General features: G+C 70.5%; 21 protein-coding genes. 1 reads left to right on the plus strand and 20 read right to left on the minus strand.

What is annotated here, in order from left to right:
• Positions 1 to 6: 6 nt before the first annotated feature.
• The 13 genes from ACWDD9_RS00530 to ACWDD9_RS00590 form a co-directional block, all read right to left on the minus strand.
• The gene (locus ACWDD9_RS00530; RefSeq protein WP_449810399.1) at positions 7 to 1,545 is read right to left on the minus strand and encodes a DNA primase family protein; all 1,539 of its coding nucleotides are present in this window, start codon (positions 1,543 to 1,545) and stop codon (positions 7 to 9) included.
• Positions 1,542 to 2,447: a toprim domain-containing protein gene (locus ACWDD9_RS00535; protein ID WP_449810400.1), complete on the minus strand. Its 906-nt coding sequence runs from the start codon at positions 2,445 to 2,447 to the stop codon at positions 1,542 to 1,544. The genes ACWDD9_RS00530 and ACWDD9_RS00535 overlap by 4 nt, the downstream gene beginning before the upstream one ends.
• A 21-nt stretch (positions 2,448 to 2,468) precedes the next feature.
• On the minus strand, positions 2,469 to 2,873 hold the full coding sequence (locus tag ACWDD9_RS00540) for a hypothetical protein (protein ID WP_449810401.1): 405 nt from the start codon (positions 2,871 to 2,873) through the stop codon (positions 2,469 to 2,471).
• The gene (locus tag ACWDD9_RS00545) at positions 2,873 to 3,052 is read right to left on the minus strand and encodes a hypothetical protein (RefSeq protein WP_449810402.1); all 180 of its coding nucleotides are present in this window, start codon (positions 3,050 to 3,052) and stop codon (positions 2,873 to 2,875) included. Before ACWDD9_RS00545 ends, ACWDD9_RS00540 begins: the two co-directional genes overlap by 1 nt.
• The gene (locus tag ACWDD9_RS00550; protein WP_449810403.1) at positions 3,049 to 3,225 is read right to left on the minus strand and encodes a hypothetical protein; all 177 of its coding nucleotides are present in this window, start codon (positions 3,223 to 3,225) and stop codon (positions 3,049 to 3,051) included. The genes ACWDD9_RS00545 and ACWDD9_RS00550 overlap by 4 nt, the downstream gene beginning before the upstream one ends.
• Positions 3,222 to 3,527: a hypothetical protein gene (locus tag ACWDD9_RS00555; RefSeq protein WP_449810404.1), complete on the minus strand. Its 306-nt coding sequence runs from the start codon at positions 3,525 to 3,527 to the stop codon at positions 3,222 to 3,224. The genes ACWDD9_RS00550 and ACWDD9_RS00555 overlap by 4 nt, the downstream gene beginning before the upstream one ends.
• Positions 3,528 to 3,608: 81 nt before the next feature.
• The gene (locus ACWDD9_RS00560; protein WP_449810405.1) at positions 3,609 to 4,361 is read right to left on the minus strand and encodes a recombination directionality factor; all 753 of its coding nucleotides are present in this window, start codon (positions 4,359 to 4,361) and stop codon (positions 3,609 to 3,611) included.
• A gap of 88 nt (positions 4,362 to 4,449) precedes the next feature.
• Complete coding sequence (locus ACWDD9_RS00565) at positions 4,450 to 5,247, minus strand: hypothetical protein (RefSeq protein ID WP_449810406.1); 798 nt, start codon at positions 5,245 to 5,247, stop codon at positions 4,450 to 4,452.
• 700 nt (positions 5,248 to 5,947) lie between these two features.
• Positions 5,948 to 6,139, minus strand: a complete 192-nt coding sequence (locus ACWDD9_RS00570) for a hypothetical protein (RefSeq protein ID WP_449810407.1) — start codon at positions 6,137 to 6,139, stop codon at positions 5,948 to 5,950.
• Entirely contained in the window at positions 6,136 to 6,690 is a 555-nt protein-coding gene (locus tag ACWDD9_RS00575; protein WP_449810408.1) for a deoxynucleotide monophosphate kinase family protein, read from the minus strand. Before ACWDD9_RS00575 ends, ACWDD9_RS00570 begins: the two co-directional genes overlap by 4 nt.
• 114 nt (positions 6,691 to 6,804) lie before the next feature.
• Entirely contained in the window at positions 6,805 to 7,089 is a 285-nt protein-coding gene (locus ACWDD9_RS00580) for a hypothetical protein (RefSeq protein ID WP_449810409.1), read from the minus strand.
• A gap of 41 nt (positions 7,090 to 7,130) precedes the next feature.
• On the minus strand, positions 7,131 to 7,376 hold the full coding sequence (locus tag ACWDD9_RS00585; RefSeq protein ID WP_449810410.1) for a hypothetical protein: 246 nt from the start codon (positions 7,374 to 7,376) through the stop codon (positions 7,131 to 7,133).
• Positions 7,376 to 9,184 (minus strand): LysM peptidoglycan-binding domain-containing protein, encoded by a 1,809-nt coding sequence (locus ACWDD9_RS00590; RefSeq protein ID WP_449810411.1) that lies wholly within the window; start codon positions 9,182 to 9,184, stop codon positions 7,376 to 7,378. The genes ACWDD9_RS00585 and ACWDD9_RS00590 overlap by 1 nt, the downstream gene beginning before the upstream one ends.
• A 96-nt stretch (positions 9,185 to 9,280) precedes the next feature.
• Here ACWDD9_RS00590 and ACWDD9_RS00595 point away from each other — a divergent pair, with 96 nt between their 5' ends.
• Positions 9,281 to 10,444 carry an IS701 family transposase gene (locus ACWDD9_RS00595; RefSeq protein WP_375877823.1) on the plus strand — a complete coding sequence of 388 codons (1,164 nt, stop codon included), beginning with the start codon at positions 9,281 to 9,283 and terminating at the stop codon, positions 10,442 to 10,444.
• Positions 10,445 to 10,631: 187 nt separating this feature from the next.
• Here ACWDD9_RS00595 and ACWDD9_RS00600 read toward each other — a convergent pair whose 3' ends face one another.
• The 7 genes from ACWDD9_RS00600 to ACWDD9_RS00630 are packed head-to-tail and all read right to left on the minus strand — an operon-like array spanning position 10,632 to position 17,856.
• Entirely contained in the window at positions 10,632 to 11,153 is a 522-nt protein-coding gene (locus ACWDD9_RS00600; protein WP_449810412.1) for a hypothetical protein, read from the minus strand.
• Positions 11,150 to 12,325: a hypothetical protein gene (locus tag ACWDD9_RS00605; protein WP_449810413.1), complete on the minus strand. Its 1,176-nt coding sequence runs from the start codon at positions 12,323 to 12,325 to the stop codon at positions 11,150 to 11,152. The genes ACWDD9_RS00600 and ACWDD9_RS00605 overlap by 4 nt, the downstream gene beginning before the upstream one ends.
• Entirely contained in the window at positions 12,325 to 13,473 is a 1,149-nt protein-coding gene (locus ACWDD9_RS00610) for a hypothetical protein (protein ID WP_449810414.1), read from the minus strand. Before ACWDD9_RS00610 ends, ACWDD9_RS00605 begins: the two co-directional genes overlap by 1 nt.
• A gap of 13 nt (positions 13,474 to 13,486) precedes the next feature.
• Entirely contained in the window at positions 13,487 to 14,695 is a 1,209-nt protein-coding gene (locus ACWDD9_RS00615; protein WP_449810415.1) for a phage distal tail protein, read from the minus strand.
• Between the two features lie 4 nt (positions 14,696 to 14,699).
• The gene (locus ACWDD9_RS00620; RefSeq protein WP_449810416.1) at positions 14,700 to 17,003 is read right to left on the minus strand and encodes a phage tail protein; all 2,304 of its coding nucleotides are present in this window, start codon (positions 17,001 to 17,003) and stop codon (positions 14,700 to 14,702) included.
• A gap of 11 nt (positions 17,004 to 17,014) precedes the next feature.
• On the minus strand, positions 17,015 to 17,554 hold the full coding sequence (locus ACWDD9_RS00625) for a hypothetical protein (RefSeq protein WP_449810417.1): 540 nt from the start codon (positions 17,552 to 17,554) through the stop codon (positions 17,015 to 17,017).
• The gene (locus tag ACWDD9_RS00630; RefSeq protein WP_449810418.1) at positions 17,515 to 17,856 is read right to left on the minus strand and encodes a hypothetical protein; all 342 of its coding nucleotides are present in this window, start codon (positions 17,854 to 17,856) and stop codon (positions 17,515 to 17,517) included. Before ACWDD9_RS00630 ends, ACWDD9_RS00625 begins: the two co-directional genes overlap by 40 nt.
• Positions 17,857 to 17,969: the final 113 nt, after the last annotated feature.

Raw genomic sequence — 17,969 nt, forward strand, 5'->3', positions numbered from 1 at the left:
CTCTTCCTAGTCGTTGGTGGTGTCGAAGACTCCCGGTCCGGCGGCAGCGGGCTCGCCCGCGAAGCGGACGCCCAGCAGCACCCGGCCCCGGGTCATGCGGTGCTGGCGGATACCGCGTTCGTCCAGCGCGCTGATGAATCCGCGGCGGGTCCACGCCTTCTCGCCCTGTGCCTCGCACCAGTCGCGGTACGCGGTGTACGCGTCCTGCGAGAGGACGTGCTGCTTGTCGTCGCCGACCTTCACCAGGACGTCCGTCAGGAACTCCGCCAGGGCGTCCGAGTTCTCCTTGAACGCGCTGGTCGCGGCCTTGATGCAGTCGGGCTCCTTCAGCCCGTCGCGGTACCACTCCACCGCGCCCGCGACGGCCCACGCGGCGATCCCCTCGGCCTCCTCGCGCAGCTCGGCGAAGATGCCGTGGTCCCGCTCCTCCGGCTTGAAGTACCGGTCGAACTTGATCAGCTTCACGCGCCGCCACAGGCCCTCGTCCTGCGAGCGGAACGCCGGGGTGTGATTGGACGCCAGCCACAGCAGGAACGTCGGCTGGTAGGTGAAGAAGTTCTCCCGCATGAACCTCGCGGTCAGCCGGTCCGACCCGGTCGCGCGCTTCAGCACCGACTCACTCATCGGCTTGCCGGCCTCGCCCTCCGAGGCCATCACCATCCGGGCCCCGCGCAGCGCGGCCAGGTCGGCGGGGATCGAGCTGCCCCGGTCCTCGAAGGTCTCGAAGCGGGTCGTCTCGGACAGCGCGCCGAACGTGTGCGAGAGGGTGTCCAGGAACACGCTCTTGCCGTTCGCGCCGATTCCGACCAGCACCGCAAACGCCTGCTCCGCCGTCGAGCCGGTGATGCCGTACCCGCACAGCCGCCGGATGTAGTCGACCATCGTCGGCTCGGAGGGGAAGACCTCCTTCAGGAAGCGCCGCCACCGCTTGGCCTTCGCCAACCGGTTGTAGTTCCACGGCAGGGACTTGGTCAGCATGTCCGCTGGGTCGTGCGGCTGGAGCCTGCCCGTGCGCAGGTCGACGGTCCCGTTGGCGAAGCTCAGCAGGTGCGGCCGGTTGTCGAAGTCGTCCACCTCGCAGTGGACCCCGCGCACCGACGCCAGCTCGCGCATCAGGTCGTCAATCCGCCTGGCCATGGTGAAGCCCTTCGCGGCCTTCGCGAGCGGCAGGGCTGCGACCTGCTTCTCGTACTCGACTTCCAGCGCGTCCCCGGCCAGCTTCAGCGCCAGAGCCTCGCGGATGACCGCCTTTTCCCGGGCCAGCGTCTCGACCATCGCCGCCCCGAGGTCGTGGGCGGCCTGGCGCACCAGCACCTCGTTGCGCACCCAGTGCGTCCCGCTCCACACGTGGAAGCCGACGCCGTCGGCGTACTTGATGCCGCCCTTGGTGTACCGCACCAGGGCGTGGGCGTTGACGATGTCCGAGGCCCCGTACCGGGACGCCGCCGCACGGTAGGCGGCCACCGCCTCGGCCGGCGGCAGGGTCAGCGACGGCTGTTCCGGCACGTAGGGGGTGGTCAGGCTGTCGATGGCATACGCCGTCATCGGGTCTCTCTCCATACTGCGTAGTCCTTGAAGCCCTCGGGCAGCGTCAACTGCCGGGCGTGCACCTCCCGTTCGTGGAGGGCGGCGAGGATGGTGCGGGTGAACTCCCGCCCAGAGCGGTCGTTGTCGCCGCACACCCGCACATCGCGGCCGGCCAACCCGCTGGCTAGGCTGTCCAGCGTCGCGGGGTCGTTGTTGAGCAGCGCGGCCCCGCGCACCCCCACCGCGTTGTAGCCGTCGGCGACGATCGCCAGCGGGTCCGACAGGCCCTCGGCGATCACCCAGGGCGCGTCGAGGTCGGGACCCGGGAACACCCCGTAACGCTGCCACTCGAACCCGTCCGGGTTGGCCAGCGAGATCCACCTCACCGGGCAGCGCCCCGACAGGTCCCGGCCCTGGGCGCCCCGGGCCACTCCCGCGAAGTCGGCCATGGGCACGACGAGGCGGGGATACCGGACGAACGAGGTCGGAACCCAGTCGGGGCACGGCTGCGGACCGGGCCACCAGCGCAGGCCCAGCCGCTCCTGCTCGGCCGTCGCCAGGCCGAAACGTTTCTGTGCGTAGGCCACGGCCGGGGCGGCGTCCAGCTCACCGGCCGCCATGGCGTCCAGCCACACCCGCAGCGCCGCCGTGAGGAACGGCGACACCGGCTCCGGCCGGGCCTCCGCGACGGCGACCAGGCCCTCGGCGTCCACGTTGAACAGCTGCCTCGGCAGCAGGTCCATCCCGGCGACGATGTCCTCGAAACGACACCCGGCACGGCAGGCCAGGCCCACCATGCCGGACGTCTTCAGGTTGAGCCACAGCGACGGCTTCCCGTCGTCGTGGGCCGGGCAGCGGGCGACCCACTCACCGGGCTGGTAGTCCCGCCACTCCTCCAGGCGGTCCAGGATCGCCGACATCCGCACAGCCCTCTCCTTCCTCTAGTAACCGGCCTCCCGCAGGGCCTTGACGATCGCCGCGTGCGTGCGGATCGAGGTGACGGCGTACCCGTCCTCGGTCTTCGCGCGGGGCTTCTTCACGTACGCGACCCCGAAGGGCTGGCCGGCGTTCTTCGCCTCGGTCTCGGCCTGGCGGACGTAGGAGGCGAGGTCGAACGACTTCTCCGCCTTGCATTCCCCTGCGAACGGGCGCACCCCGAGGTCGCCGATGTCGTTGACGCCCTCCTGGACGTTGCGACGGACGTTGTCGGGGTTGAGCGGGTCCTTCCAGCGCACCGCACGGTCGCCGTCCTTCCAGAACTCCCGGTACTGGCCGAGCTGTTCGTTCAGGTAGTCGGCCACCGCGGACTCCCAGGCGGTGCCCTTCGCCTTCGCGCGGTTGACCACTAGGCGGTCACCACCGTCAGGGCAGCGCCCCGGAACACGGCGACCGCCGCGGCCTGCCAGAAGCGCAGCCAGTCCTCGCGCTCGCGCGAGCCTGCCAGGAACACGATGGTGTCCCCGGGCCCGGCCCGGTACAGGTCGCCGATCGCCGGTGCACAGCCGGGGCCGATGCGGTAGATCATGTCTCCTCCGGGGCGCGGGGTTCGCGGAAGTCGGCGGTGTGCGCGGCGTCCGATGCCCGCAGCACCCGGGCGGCGGACGCGCCGTCGGCGGCGAGCGACCGCGCCCGGCCGTGAAGGAAGGCCCGGCGCTGCTCGGGCGGAATCCGCCACAGGGGGGTGGAGTAGTCGGTCAACGAGCCGCCCCTTCCTCGGGAAGGTGAGCCCAGGAGGTCCGCCGCGCGATGTGACGGCAGGCGCGCTCGGAGATGCCGAACGCCTCCGCGAGGGCGGAGAGGCTTGCGCCCAGGTCGGCAGCGCGACGGATGGCGTAGACCTTGCGCTCGGTGAGCCGGGCCTGCGAGTTGCGGGTGCCGGCCGACGTCGAGCGAGGAGACTCGCGAAAGGCGAGGCGCATGATCTCCTGCGCGCGGTCGGTGGCCGCCAGGGGGTTGATCAGCCGGGCCGGGATCGGCTCAGGGCCGGTCAGGGTGTGCACGGTTCTCTCTCCAGGGAAACGGGAGCGGGACCGGCCCCGAAGGGCCGGTCCCGCTGGTGGTGCTGGTGGGTGGAGCGCCGGTTAGAACGGCGGCTCCTCCTCGATGGCCTGGGCCTTGGGGTCGGTGAGCGCCAGCTCGTAGGGCTTGATCACCTTCACCGCGGCCTTCTGGTAGTCGACATCGCGGCCGGACTTGCTCGTGTACTGCACCCGCTCGTTGATGAGGTGGGCGAGCGACGGGCCGCCGGAGCGGGCCAGTGCGCCCTTCAGCGCGGGTAGTTCGGGGATCAGCGACCAGCCGCTCGACTTGTAGCGGAAGCGGCCCAGCTCCAGGGCGTGGGGCAGGGTGAAGTCGATCTCGATGCTGGGCTTCGGCCCGCGCTCGGCCTTCGCCCGGTCCTTCAGCTCGGCGATGGTGCCGGGGCAGCGGCACGGCACGCCGACGTCCTCCGGCGGCGACAGGAAGACGCGGGTGTCGCAGTGGTGGGCGAGCTTGCCGTTCACCCACTGCTTGAAGTCCAGCGAGACGGCTTCGGGGCCGTCGATGACGACTTCGACCCGGTCGGCGTTCGTCTTGACCGCCATGGCGTCCTCGGCCTCGGTCTCCCGCTCGTACGGCTCACCGCCCAGCAGCTCGGCCACGGCCTCGGCGGTGGCCGGCAGTGCGGTGGTCACCATCCACTGGTGCTGGGCGATCGGGAAGCCGCCGTCGGGGGCCGCCTCGTAGTTGCGGAAGACGCCGGCCAGGTCCGGGCGGGCCGCAGCTTCGGCGCGCTCCGCGCGCTCGGCCAGCTCGGGGTCGCTGGCGAAGATGTTGTCGAGTGCGTTGCTCAAGGTCTCTCTGTTCGCTCGGGGGTTGGGGCCGGGCGGGGCGATCCGCCGGGTTCGTGATGGTTGAGTCGGGGCGGTTAACAGCCCCGGGTCAGGCGGCGCGACGGGCCGTGCCTGTCTGGCGGCCGGCTTCGTTGGCCCAGGCGACTCGGCCGATGATCCCGGCGTCCGAGGCGCGGTCGTCGGTGAAGCGCTTGCGCAGGGTGAGGAACCGGTCGAAGACGTCGCGGTCGATCTTGACCGGGCGGAACTCGGCGCGGGCCGGGGTGATGTGCAGCACCGCTCCGGCGTCGATCTTCGGGAACGGCTGGATCTTGCGGTCCACGGTGATCAGGTCGTCCGCGTGGGCGTAGGCCGCGAGCTGCGCGGCCACGGAGGTGTAGACCGACTTGGCGGTCTTCAGGTCGCCGAGGACCGTCTTGCCGTTGATCTTCACCATGAAGTCGAACGAGCCCGCGTACTCGTGCTCGCGCGACCAGGCCACGTCCTCCGCGAACAGCAGCTCGGGCTGGTAACGGTCGAGCCAGGCTTCGATGTGCGGTACGTACGGTTCGACGTCGTGGTGCGGGTACGGCACCTCTTCACCGCGCAGGCGCAGCTCGAAGTAGTCGTGCACGAGGCTGCCGACATCGGCGCGGACCTTGGTGTACCTCTTCGCTGCGAACTTGAGGAAGTCGACGGCGGCCTGCCGGTCCCGGCTGGCGATGCGCTGGACCACCTCCAGATCGGTCACCGCGGCCTCGGCGGCCATGCCTGCCGCCCAGGTCTGGAGGAAGGGCTTGGCCTCCATGTTCAGGATGCTCGTCACCGAGGGGGCGAGGTCGCCCGACTCGGGGTGGACGTAGTAGCGGGAACCCCGCTGGTGGATCGTACGGACGCCTTCGGACATGCGGTCCTTCCATATGCGGGCACGCAAAAGCCCCGACTGTCCGAAGGGGACAACCGGGGCTGATGGAGCCTTACTTACTTACTTACTTACTTACTTACTTACTTACCTTACCGACCCGCGACGCAGCAGCTCCCACATGACTGGGCCAGTTGCGCCGACGGCGGCAGCCGTTGCGGTCGGCCAGCCGACCTGGAAGTGAAGGGATGCAGTTGTGAGCAACCCGTGCCCGTAGACCGCGACATCCCGCCAGGTGACGGGACGGTCACTACCCCCGCTAGAGGGGAGGGGGCGGCGCTGGTGTGTCATGATGGAACCTCTTCCGATGCTCTTTCCCAAGGGGCAGCGAGGAAACGCGGGCCACCTCCTGGCAGAGGTGGCCCGCACTCGCTTGCGCTTGGGGCGAGAGTACCGTCGCGCATGACATTCCATCAAACTCGCAGGTCTTCCGTGCTATTCGCGTGAAGAGGCGGTTCGGCCGGCCCTCCTCGACCCCCCGTTCGCCTGAGCTTGCTCCCGGGGACTTACCGAGTTGCAAGTAACGCTGCAGGTCAGAAGTGGAGTTGTCATGCTCACTGCTTTTCGACGAAACTACCTGCCGAAATTACTCGGGAATACATAGACTGTGCAGCAATAATCCCTGGTCACGCCCATTCCCGGCGCGACTTGAGGTTGCTTAACTCAATGACTGTGAGCATGAAATTCAGTGCAGTAGCGACGGCAGCGTTTCCACGTAGCCAGGCACCTCCGCCTCGACCCGGGCGGTCGCGGCCTGCTCGTCGGCCTCGCGCTCGTCCGGGGTGAGCAGGTCCGGCACGGGGGTGTAGACGAAGACGACGTTCTCGATCGCGGTTGCGGTGCGGTCGATCGCGTCGCAGCGGTCACGCAGGGTCATGCGGTGGCCTCCAGGGCTTCGCGGATTCGGGCGTGGAAGTCGACGAGGGTGCCGGTGTTGGCGATCACCTGGTCGGCCTGCTCGGGGCCGAGCTGTTCGCTGGGGTGCTCGCCGTCGGGGGCGCCCCGGTCGATGAACCAGACCGCGAACCCGGCCGCGCGCAGCGCGTCCACCTCGTTGTCGAAGCGCACGTCGGTGACGACCACCGGGCGCTGCGACGCGGCGGCGGCCTTCACGCGCCGGGTAATCCAGAAGTCCTCGGCGACGTGGCGGCGGACGCCTTCGGTCCCGAGGCGCTGCAAGAAGCGGCGGGCCTGCGGGAACTCGTCCTTCACCCGCTCCCAGCCGTAGCGGTCCACGGCGTCGGCGAGGCGGACGAGGGCCGGGGCGTCCACGCCCAGCAGCTCGACGCCGATCACGGGGTCGATGTCGTACGCCATCTGCTTGAGCGGGTCGGCCAGTGCGAGCCGCGCGTACCCGTACCCGGCCAGGACCTTGGCGGCCGTGTCCTTGCCGGACCTCGCCCGGCCGATCAGTGCGATGTTCTCCATGTCGGCACCCTCCTTCACAGCCGTTGAGCCGGGCCGGTTAACAACCGGCGTGCACGGGCCTCCGGAACGCGAAAAGGGCCCCGGCCCGTCCGAAGACGAGCCGGGGCCCAGGGGTTACCGCTTGCTCTTCATGCCGTCGCTCTGCGGTAGGGCGACGGGAGCGGAGTCCGCGTGGGGGCACGCGCAGCACTCGGCGAGCGCTTCGGTGCGGGCCGCGTCGGTGTTGGCGGCGTCGGTCGCGGTGGTGACGACGCGCTTGTCCGCGGAGTGGCCGGCGGCCATCGTGGCGATGACCAGCAGCAGGCCGATGACGGCCTCGTTGGTCTCGATGCCCGCGAGTTTCGGCACGACGATGCCCAGCGCGGTCAGCGCCGCGACGACGGCCGACCGTGCCTTCACGGGGTTGTCGGTGATCCAGTTCTTCAGGTCTTGGATGGTGCTCAGCCCTTCAGGCGTGCGACGACGTCGGTGATCAGCGCGGTGCCTCCGGCGAGTCCGGAGGCGACGACGCCGTAGCGCCAGCGTTCGAGGGCGCGGACGCGGTCTTCGTGGTCACGGAGGGTCTGGTCGACCGCGTCGCTGCTCTGGGCGAGCGAGCGGACGTCCTCTCTGACGCCGACGAGCTGGTCATAGATCTCGCGCGGGCCGATGACCACGCCGCCCAGGCGCTCGTTCTCGTCGGCCATCAGTAGCCCCCTGCGTTCCAGGCAATCGACTCGAACGAGCCGTATGTCGCGTTGGCGTAGCGGACTCCGGCGATGATCGAGTCCACCGGGTTCAGGATGTCGCGGTGGCCGGGCAGCGCGAAGGCGTCGAACGTGGGCTGGATGGTCTGAAGGAGGCCGTACGTCCCGCCGTAGGCGGCTTCGTTGCTGTCCCAGTGGTTCTCGGCAGCCGGGTTGCCGCCGGACTCGACCATTGCCCGGTGCTCGATCGCGGCGGCGGACGGGACGAGGTCGCCGTTCGCCCGCAGGATGTCCCGGGCCTCCTCGATCCACCCGGCGAGGTCGTTGGAGTAGCTGGTGCTCACCGTGGCCGGCGGTTCCTCGGCCAGCGGAGCCAGTGCGGGCGCGTCGGGCTCCGGCGTCGCAGCGGGGGCCGGGGTCTTCGGCGAGGCCGGGCGCGGGACGGGGGCAGAGCCGTCCGGGATCACGATGTCCTGGCCCGGGAAGATCAGGTCGGGGTTGGCGACGGTGGACGCGTTCGCGGCGATCAGCGCTTCCAGGGTGACGCGGTAGCATGCGGCGATGTCCCACAGGGTGTCGCCGGGCACGACGGTGTGGGTCGGCGGGGCGGAGGCTCCGGTGGTGGCGGTCGGCAGGCTGATGACTTGGCCAGCCTCGATCCGGTCGGGGTCGAGCAGCTGCGGGTTGGCGTTAACCACGGCGTCCAGGCCGACGTCGTAGCGGGTGGCGACGGCGGACAGGGTGTCGCCCACGGCGACGGTGTGGGTGGCCGCGCGCGGGGCCGGGGTGGGCAGCGGGTCCGGGACGGGGACGGGCTGCTCGGCTTGGTCCGGGGCCGGGGGCACCGTCGGGTCCGCGGTGGCCGCGTCGGGGGTCGACCCGGATGCCGGCGAGGCAGCGGGGACGGTGATCTGCTGGCCCTCGGTGATCCGGTCCGGGTTCTCGATCTGGGGGTTGAGGGAGAGCAGTCCGGCCACGGTGGTGCCGAGCGCCACCACGATGCCTCCCAGGGTCATGCCCCGGCGGACCGTGATCGTGCGGGTGGCCGGCGGCTGCGGCACGGGAGCGTCGCCGAACTCGGCGAGCAGGCAGGCGAGTTGCTTGGGGCCGGGGATGCCGTCGGCGCTGTCGGTGTCGCCGATCTTGATCTGGTAGACACGCATCGACTCGGTGTCAGCGCCGCCCCAGACGGGGCCCGGGCCCTCGATGTAGCGCGAGCAGCCCGCGCGGACCAGGGCACGCCCCATGGCGGTGATGTGCTCGCCGCGCGCACCGGGGCCGTACGCCTTGCCGTTGATGGTGACGGCCTGGCCGGTCGACGGGGTGGTGCCCCCGCCACCGGAGGCGTAGGCGGGGCGGCCGACGCCGAGCACAACGGAGCGCGGGCGGCTCTTGCGGGCGACGCAGCCGCCGGAGCCCTGCCCCGCGCCGGAGGTGCGGGCGGTGTTGCCCTCCACCGTCTGGACCTGCTGCCCCGGGGCGGAGTCCTCCAGGACGATGCCGACATGGTCGGCGGTCGGGCCGCCGTCCCAGGAGAAGAAGACGATGTCGCCGCGCTTGAACGCGGCGTCGCGGCCGAACCACTGGCTCTTGCTACGGAACGCCTGAACGTGCGAGGGGCAGTAGGCGAACTTGCCGACGGCTGTGGCCTCGCCGCCCTTGTCGGCGCACCAGGAGACGAACATGTCGCAGAAGGGCTCGTGGTTCAGCCCGTACCAGCGGCCGAAGGGGGTGTCGTAGTACTTGCCGCTGGGGCTCCGGCCGCCCCGGTAGTTCTGGTCGGCCCACTTCAGGGCCTCGGTGATCATTGCTTCGCGGGAGATACAAGGTCCTTAAGGGGGGTCCTAGTACTGCAACGACACTCCGTAACGTTGCGTGTCCTCGCCTCGTTGAGTGTGTTCGTGCTGGAAGAAATAACTGACGGATGGTCGGGCGAGTTTGCTGACTTCACGGCGCGGTTCGCCGGCCGCTTCGGTCGGGTGGAGCCTCGGCGGCGGATGGTGTCCTACCTGCGGGGACTGCTCGGCGAGGCCGAGCGGAAGAACGGCTGGACCCTGGCCGAGGCCGCAGGCGACGATGGCCCGCAGGGGATGCAGCGCCTGCTGAACCACTACCAGTGGGACGCCGACGCGCTGCGCGACGATGTCCGTGATGCCGTTCTGGAGAACATCGGCGATCCCCATGATGGAGTTCTCATCCTCGACGAGACAGGGTTCCTGAAGAAGGGTGTCCGGTCGGCGGGCGTGGCCCGCCAGTACTCGGGCACAGCGGGCCGGATCGAGAATTCCCAGGTGGCGGTGTTCCTGGCCTACGGATCCAACCGGGGCCGGGCGCTGATCGACCGGGAGCTGTACCTGCCGAAGGCCTGGACCTCGGACCGTGAACGCTGCCGGGCGGCGGGCATCGGAGACGACGTCGAGTTCGCCACCAAACCCGATATCGGACTGCGGATGCTGAAACGCGCGGTGGAATCCGAAGTGCCGTTCGGCTGGGTGACAGCCGATGAACTCTACGGCCAGACCGGGCGCCTGCGGCTCTGGCTGGAGGAGAACGACATCCCCCATGTGCTCGCAGTTCCGAAATCCCAGATGGTCATGACCATGGAGTTCTTCGGCCAGGCCCGCGCGCACGAGCTGATCGGCCGCCTTCCGGACGAGGCGTGGCAGCGCTTGAGCTGCGGCGACGGCGCCCACGGCCCGCGGGAGTACAACTGGGCCGCGGCCCCGATCCGGCCCTGGCGGCGCAAGGGATGGGACCACTGGCTGCTCGCCCGGCGAAGCACCTCCGATCCCACGGAAATCGCCTACTACATCTGCTTCTGCCCGACCGGGACTCCACTTGAAAAGCTCACGGAGATCGCGGGGGCGCGGTGGATGGTGGAGGAGTGCTTCCAGACCGCGAAGAACGAGGCTGGCCTCGACCACTACCAGGTCCGCGGCTACACCCCGTGGTACCGGCACATCACCCTCTCGATGGCCGCTCTCGCTTTCCTCGCTATCCTGCGGGCCGAGACAAAAAAGGGGACGAGAAAACTCGAACTGATGAAGCCCTCGTGCCCGTCAGCATGAACGAGGCACGACGGCTGTTCAACCGCGTCTCCTCTCCGATACGCCACGGAATCCGGCACGCGCTCACCTGGTCCCACTGGCGCAGAAAATCCCAAGCCCGGGCACGCGCCAGCCACTACAAGCGAAGAGGGCATGTCGAAGTGTCGTTGCAGTACTAGGAACGTTCCTAGGACCGAAGAGATGTCGGTCAGGCGTAGCCGGGTGGGATCGGCACGGGGGTCCAGGTGCCGGCTTCGGTCGCGCCGGGGGCCTGGTTGAACGGGAGGGCCATGGCGACGCCGGGGTCGACGGTGCCTCCGCCTTCCACGTCGGTGCGGGTCTGGAGGAGGACGCGCTGCCACTCGCCGGGCTGGCCGCCTCCCATCGGCAGCACCCAGTCGAGGCGGACCCAGCCGTTGTTGAGCGCACCGCCGGTGTACTGCCACTCCGCGGTGACCGCGCGGGCCCGGTCGACGTCGAACAGCCGCAGCCAGACGTTCGCGCCGGTGCGGCTGGAGACGCGGCAGTCCAGGCGGATGACGGGGTGGGCGATGCCGGCGGTGGGGATGGTGGCGGCGGCGCGCCAGGTGGTGGCGACGTCCAGGCCGGGGCGGTAGGGGGTCATGGGCAGGACCGCGCCGAGGGCGCTGGCGGTGCGTTCCATCGCGGCCAGGCGGGTGTCGATGCCCTGGAACTCGTCCGCGAGGGTGGGGCGGCCGTAGGCGGTCACGCGGCTGCCTCCAGTTCGCCCTTCACCCAGTCGTCCACGCGCTCGAAGATCGTGACGGGGACGAGGGCGAGGGTGGTCTCCTCACCGGTCCGGGAGACCTTGGTGTTGATCTCCTGGATCACGTACTCCGCGTCGATGCCGGGCCACTTCGCGGTGCGGGCACGCACGCGGATCTTGTGGCCGACGCGCAGCTCGGCGGCGGAGTACTCGCCGCGCGGGTGCAGGGTGACCTCGGGGACGACGATCGGGAACGCGCCGACGGCGATCATGCGCTCGGCCTGCGCGGTCAGGGTCTCGACGCGGACGACCGAGTTGTTCGTGGCGATGGACGCGAGGCGAGGGATGCGGCGGCCGTCCTCGGTTTCGAGCTGGCCGTTGTACCACCAGCTCTTGAGCTGGCTCCAGCCTTCGCCCGCGCCGTTGACGCCGGTCTCGGTACACATCTGGTCACCGTCGGACGTGACGCTGGTGACGGTGCAGTTCGCCCCGTGCTCCAGGACGATGCCGGTGTCCTGGCCTCCGGCCGGGTAGAGGAAGCGGAAGTGGTTGCGGATCACCCGGGCGTCCACGTCCCAGTCGTGGTCGATGCGGAAGTCGAAGCCCTTGATCACCGCGCCGAGCTGTTCGACCGCTTCACCGACCGACTTCCAGGCGAACCAGTCGTAGGTGCGCTCGCGCTTCATGGTGTCCAGGTCGGGGCCGAAGGTGAGCGCGCCGGGCCCGTTGCTGCCCCAGTACCCGTACTCGCCGGGGGCGACCGGCGAGGGGTTGTCGGCGAACTGCTGGATCAACTCCCGTGCGATGGTGGTCTGTTCGCGGGGCACCGTGCCGGTGGAGTAGCCGAGGTTGATCGTGTTCCTGCGGTAGTACTCCCACAGCCCCACGCAGTCGAGCGTCATCTCCTCGGCGGCCAGGTCCACGGACCAGGTCAGCAGCGGACCGCCCCACAGGACGCGGGAGCCGCGCTGGACGTGGGCGGTGATCCGCCACGGCGAGATCAGCGACCAGTCCAGGCCCGCAAGCGGTTCGGCGGCCAGCGGCACGGTGAAGCTCGCGGAGCCGGGGGCGTTGAGGATCGAGCGGTAGTTCAGGGCCGAGACGGGCAGCTCGGCGAGCAGAGCGCCGCCCTTGAACTCGGAGAGGATCACGCGGTAGCCGTTGTCGTCCGTCATCAGGCCGCCTGAACGACGACGGCTTCGGCGTAGGACGTCCACGCGGTGGTGAGCCGGACATTGTTGTTGTCCGAGTTGTCGGTGAAGACCATGGTGGAGACGTTGAGCGGGGTCCCGGCCGGCACTCGGACGGTGGCGCTGCCCCGGGCGTCGTGGGCGTCACCGGCCCTCACGAACTGCGGGCGGCCCGCGCGACGGCGCTCGCCGTGTCCGGAGACCACGGGCGTGATCCAGCCTTCGCCGAAGTCGCCTCGATAGCTGACCTCGAAGGAGACGGTGACCAGGCGCGGGTAGGGGGCGGCGGGGGCCGTGAACTGGTGCCACGCCAGCGTGCCCCACGCCCCGTCCCCGGCCTGGTACGAGGCGTCCAGGCGGACGGCACCAGGCAGCACGGGGGCGGTGGTGCCGGGGCCGGTGACCTTGTGCAGGGCGGTGGTGACCGAGTCGTAGACCAGAGAGCCGGCCGGAGCACCGGTGGCGGCCTGGGCGATGCCCTGGGCGCCAGCCGTACGCAGGTGCCGCAGCGGGGTGGTGTCGAGCTGCCCGGCGACGACGAACCTCACGTCCTCGATGCCGGTGATGCCGGTCTGCGCGATGGACACCAGTGCGAGGCGCACCGAGTTGGACGGCACCGGCCAGTCCCTCGCCCCGGGGGTGGACTCGGCCAGCACCGCGATGGACCAGCCCTTGGCGCCCTCCTTGGTCACCTGCGCGCCGGAGGCGGCGGTGGCGTAGGGGGTGCCGTCTGCGGCGTAGGAGACGGGCTGCATGTACTGGTCCGCGGTGGTGCGGATGTCCATCAGCAGCGGGCCCGCCGGGACGGAGTCCGGATCGGCGAAGGCCACCACCAGGTCGGTGCGCGCGGCCTCCCCCGGCTTGGGGGTGGAGCACTGGAGCTGCACGGAGGTGTCAAGGTTCGCGAAGTGCACCGCGCCCTTGTGGGAGACGGCCACGTCGTCGGGCAGCCACACCGAGCCGGCCGCCACGCTCACGCGCGGGGTGGGGTTGTCGACCTTCTCGACCAGCAGGGCGGTGGGCCCGGCGACGCCGACGTGGGCGCCCCGGGTCCCGCCGATCATCGTGCGCAGATCGAGCGCGTCGTAGCGGCCCTGCTGGACGAACAGCGGGGCGCGGAGTTCAGCGGCCAAGAGTGAGGGGTCCTTACATCCAGGCGGAGCGCCACTGCACATCCGCCGTGACCCCGTCGGGGCCTTCGAGTACGTCGAGTTGGACGGTGCTCGCCCCGGGCGGGACGGAGAACCAGGTGGAGGTCGGGTCGACCTGCCCGAAGCGCGAAGCGCCGTTGAGGGTGATGCGGCGGTGACCCATGTCGACCACCAGGGCGTCACCGCGGCCGACCCGAAGCCCCCGGGTGCTGAAGCGGGCGCGCTCGCCGTTGTGGACGAGGGTCAGCGACGGGTCGCGCACCTCCCCGGCGCGCGGGGTGAGCCGGACGACGGGCCAGGTGTCGACCGACCCGGTGTTGGTGATGTCCGGTGCGGCCCGGACAGCGGGCCCGCTGCCCATGTCGAACGGGAACGTCAGCGGGAAGATCGGCCTACCCTCGCGCGGGGCGGCCACCGCCACGGTCGCACTCGCCTCGTCGGCCGAGTACAACCGGGGGTCGGCGGCGAGGAGTTCGACGGTGACGCGGCGGCGGCCGGCGTGGAACTCGCGGTCGACGGTGACGGCGCGCTTGCGCACCCGGGCCATGATCCGCGCCCTCCCGCCGGCCACCCCCGGGAACGCGAAGGCGAACGGCCGCTCCGGCCCGCCGGGGGCGAACGCGGCCAGCACGTCCGGGAGTTCGTGGTCGTCCAGGGCCAGCATTGTCAGCGTGACGGTGCGCGCTCCCATGTAGTCGGTGCCCGGGGTGAGGCCGTCGCGCTGAAGCAGTTCGGCGTCCGAGCTGCGGACGTCGGGTGCGTCCAGGAGGCCGCTGACCTCTTCCAGGACGACCGTGGAGTCCTCGCCGAGCAGCAGTCCGCCCCACGTCGCCGTCCACGGCTGGCCGGTGTAGGGGTTGTGGGCGCTGGGCTGGGGGCCTATGTCCGGGAGCTGCGGCGCGGGCAGGTCCGGCAGCGTGCGGAAGGTGACCGGCTCGGACCAGGCGTCAAGGTCGGTGCCGGTGCAGTGGTAGCGGACCTGGTACTCGGTGTCCGGTTCCAGGGGCGGGTCGTCGCCGAGCGGGCCTTCGTCGCCGACGAGGGCTGTGCCCGGCCACTGGGGGTCTTCGGCGTCGTAGTGCGCCTTGCCCGTGGCGGTGTTGGTGGTTTCGACGTCCGTCCACGCGCCCGGCGTCTTCGTGAAGAAGACGCGGGCGGTGTGGGCCGTGACGTCGCCGATGAAGGGTGGGGAGAGAGCCCCCAAGCAGCTACCTCCCGGAGGTCTTCAGCTCCCACGCGATGGCCTTGCCGATCTCGTGGGGGTCCGCGTTGGTGCGGGCGTTGACGGTGATCTGTGCGCCGTAGCGCGCCCGGCCGGCGTCCTTGGACGCGGGCTCCGGGTGGCGCAGCCCGGCGGCGGCGCGCTGGCCGTAGCCGTAGGAGTCCAGCGAGCGAATCCCCGAGGCGACCGGCCGGAGGGCCTGCTCCAGCGGGCTCGCGTACGCGGCGGCCGGCATCGCGGTGAACGCCATCACGGGTGCTGCCAGGGCCCGGGGCGCGGCGGCCGGGGCGGCGGGCATGCTGGCCTTGAACGGGTTGAGCGAGCCGACGATGCTGGAGACGACGCCGGACACGGAGATCGACTTCATGCCGTTGACCAGGCCCTGGATCGCCGACTTGCCCTTGTCGAACAGCAAGTTGCCCAGGTCGCCGATCGCGCCGAGGATCTTGCCCGGCAGACTGGAGACGTACGAGACGACCGTGCCGATGCCGTTGGACACGCCGCTGGCGATGTTCGACCAGGCGGAGGTGACGGCGTTGTAGCAGGCGTTCCAGGCGGACGACGTCCACGACTGGACGTTGTTCCAGCCCGCCGAGACGGCGCTGCCCACGGCCGAGACCCGGGACGACACGGTGGACGTCACGGACGCCCAGGCGGACGAGGTCCACGACGTCACGGAGTTCCAGGCGCTCGACGTCCAGGAAGAGACGTTGTTCCATGCGGTCGAGACGGCAGAGGCCACCGAGGATGCCGCCGACGAGACGGCCGACGTCACGGAGGCCCAGGCGGACGCCGTCCACGAGGTCACCGACGCCCAGGCCGACGACACGGCCGAGCCCACGGCGCTGGCCGCCGACGAGACGGCCGACGTCACCGACGCCCAGGCCGAGGCCGTCCACGAGGTCACCGCGGACCAGGCCGCGGAGGTGGCGGCCGTCAGTCCGTCCCAGGCGGCTTGGACGGCGTGCCAGGCGGCCACGGCGGCGACCGCCAGGGCGTTCCAGGCGGTCATGGTGATGTCGAAGCCGACGACCAGGGCGCGCAAGCCCAGGTCGACCAGCCGCATCATCGCGGCCGTGGCCTGGGCGTTGTCCTTGAAGACCTGGAAGAACTGCTGGAGGCTGCCCGCGAACCACGAGATCGACGCGGCGATCTCGGGAGAGAACTGGACCGCCAGCGAGGCGATCCCCTGAAGGAAGACGTCGAGCAGCCCGTTCAGCGGGGGCAGCAGCGACTTGAGCCGGTCACCCCCGTTGGCCAGGACGAGGAAGAAGTCGCCGAGGCTGGCCCCGATGCCGACGAGCGCGGCCGGGAGGGCGTCGGTGAACGCCTTCATCCCCGCCGAGTTCATCGCCTCGGTGAGCTTGGGGAAGAGGACGTCGGTGAAGTCCAGGATCGACTTCACCATGGGGCGTACGAACTGCGCCCCCGAGTCGAAGAACGACTTCAGGACCGGCTCGGCCTGCTTGAACCAGCCCGTGATGTCGCGAAGCGCGCCCCCGAACTCGGCGCGCATCAGCGCCGTCGCGGGCTTCAGCGCCGCCGACGCCTTCTGCATCGCCTCCTCGGCGTTGTCGCCGAGGGTCTTCATGTCGCCGGCCGCCGCGATCGCGGCCAAGCCGATCGGCAGGACCGGCAGCGCGGCCAGCGCCAGGACGGCGATCAGCCCGGAGGCGACGACCGTCACCCACGAGGCGATGGCGGTGACCGCCACCAGCAGCGGCAGCGCCGCCGCGAGCGACTGGGCGAAACCCGCCGCCATGCCCAGGGCGCCCTGGGCGGCCGAGCTGATGCCCGACCCGATGCCCTGGAGGGCGGAGGCCGTCTGCTCGATGCTGAGCGTGAACAGCCGGCCGAAGTTCCGGGCGACCTCCGCGGCCCCGGAACCGATGTCCCGCAGGCCGGACTTGATCCGGTCGAACCCACCCCTCGCGAGGTGGACGTTGACCCCCAGCCGCCAGCGGCGGCCGGTGAACGCCCGCAGCCGGGCCTCGGCCGGAGCGGTGTCCGCGTCGGCCGAGATCCGCGCTCGTCGCTCGCGGGTGAGCGCGGCGATCCGGGCGGCGGCCTCGCCGGTGTCGGCGACGACGTTGACCCGGACCTGGCGGTCATGGGTCAGCTCCCGCAGCCGGGCGTTCACGCCCCCGGTGTCAAGATCGAGCTTGACGGAGAGCTTGGTGTACTTCTCCAACATCTCCAGGTACCGCTTCAAGCGGTCCCGGAAGCCGTCGGTGTCCGGCAGGACGCGCACGTGGACGCGTCCGGCCTCCTTGCCGCCGGGGCCGGCCACAGGCTCACCTCCTACGTGAGTCGGACCGGCGCGGGCCGAGCGGGCGCGGTGGAGCGCGCGAGCACGGCCGCCGGAAGGCGGAACGAGTCTGTGATGGGGGAAGACGGCTCGGCGAGGACCGGGCCGCCGCCCTCGCCGACCTCACGCTGGAGGGCGGCCGAGAAGGGGTTGGTGCCGGTCGGCCGGCGGGACTTCTTGGCGTACGGGCGCGGGTACGGCGATGGCTTCTCGACCGAGCGCGGGTTCTTCGAAGCCTTGGCGACCTGGACATGGGTGAGCGCCTGCACGGCGTCCACCAGGTCCGCGAGCACGTAGGTCCGGGCATCCCAGCCCAGCGCCTCACGGCCGCCGCGCAGTGCGGCCACCGTCGCGGAGTCGTCGGGGAGCGTCCCGATCAGGGCGAGGATCAAGCGGGCGGAGCACCGGCCCCGGAACCAGTCCAGGACATCCATGCCGCAGAAGCGGCGAAGGTCGGCGGTAACCTCCGCGCCGTACTTGTCCAGCAGCCTGATCAGGCCGCGGCTTCCCCCGGCGCGGCCTCCTCCATCCACGCCTCGACCACGGTCATGGTCTGCTCCAGCGGCAGCGCGTCCACGCTCTCGCGCATCGCCTTCTTGTCGGAGGCGACCGCGATCAGCAAGCCGGTCATCGCCTCGATGCGGCGTTCGTTGCTGACCTTCTTCGACTGCACCAGGTCCAGCAGGGCGAGCGCGGACTTCAGGTCGCCGCCGGGCAGGGCCTCGATCCGGCGCAGCCGGACCCGCTTGCCGTTCTTGGCGACGAACTTCAGGCCCTTGCCGGTGTGCTTGCGCTCGGCCTCGGCCTTGAGGTCGGCGAAGTCCAGGGTGGTCATGTACAAATCTCCAAAGTGCAATGTTAGGTTCCGGTTTGACGATGCCTCGCGCTTTACTCGAAGCTATTGCACAAGCAGTGGCGGGTTGGCCGCTGCGGAAGCCGCCCAGAGCA

Source organism: Kitasatospora sp. NPDC001119 (assembly GCF_053598475.1).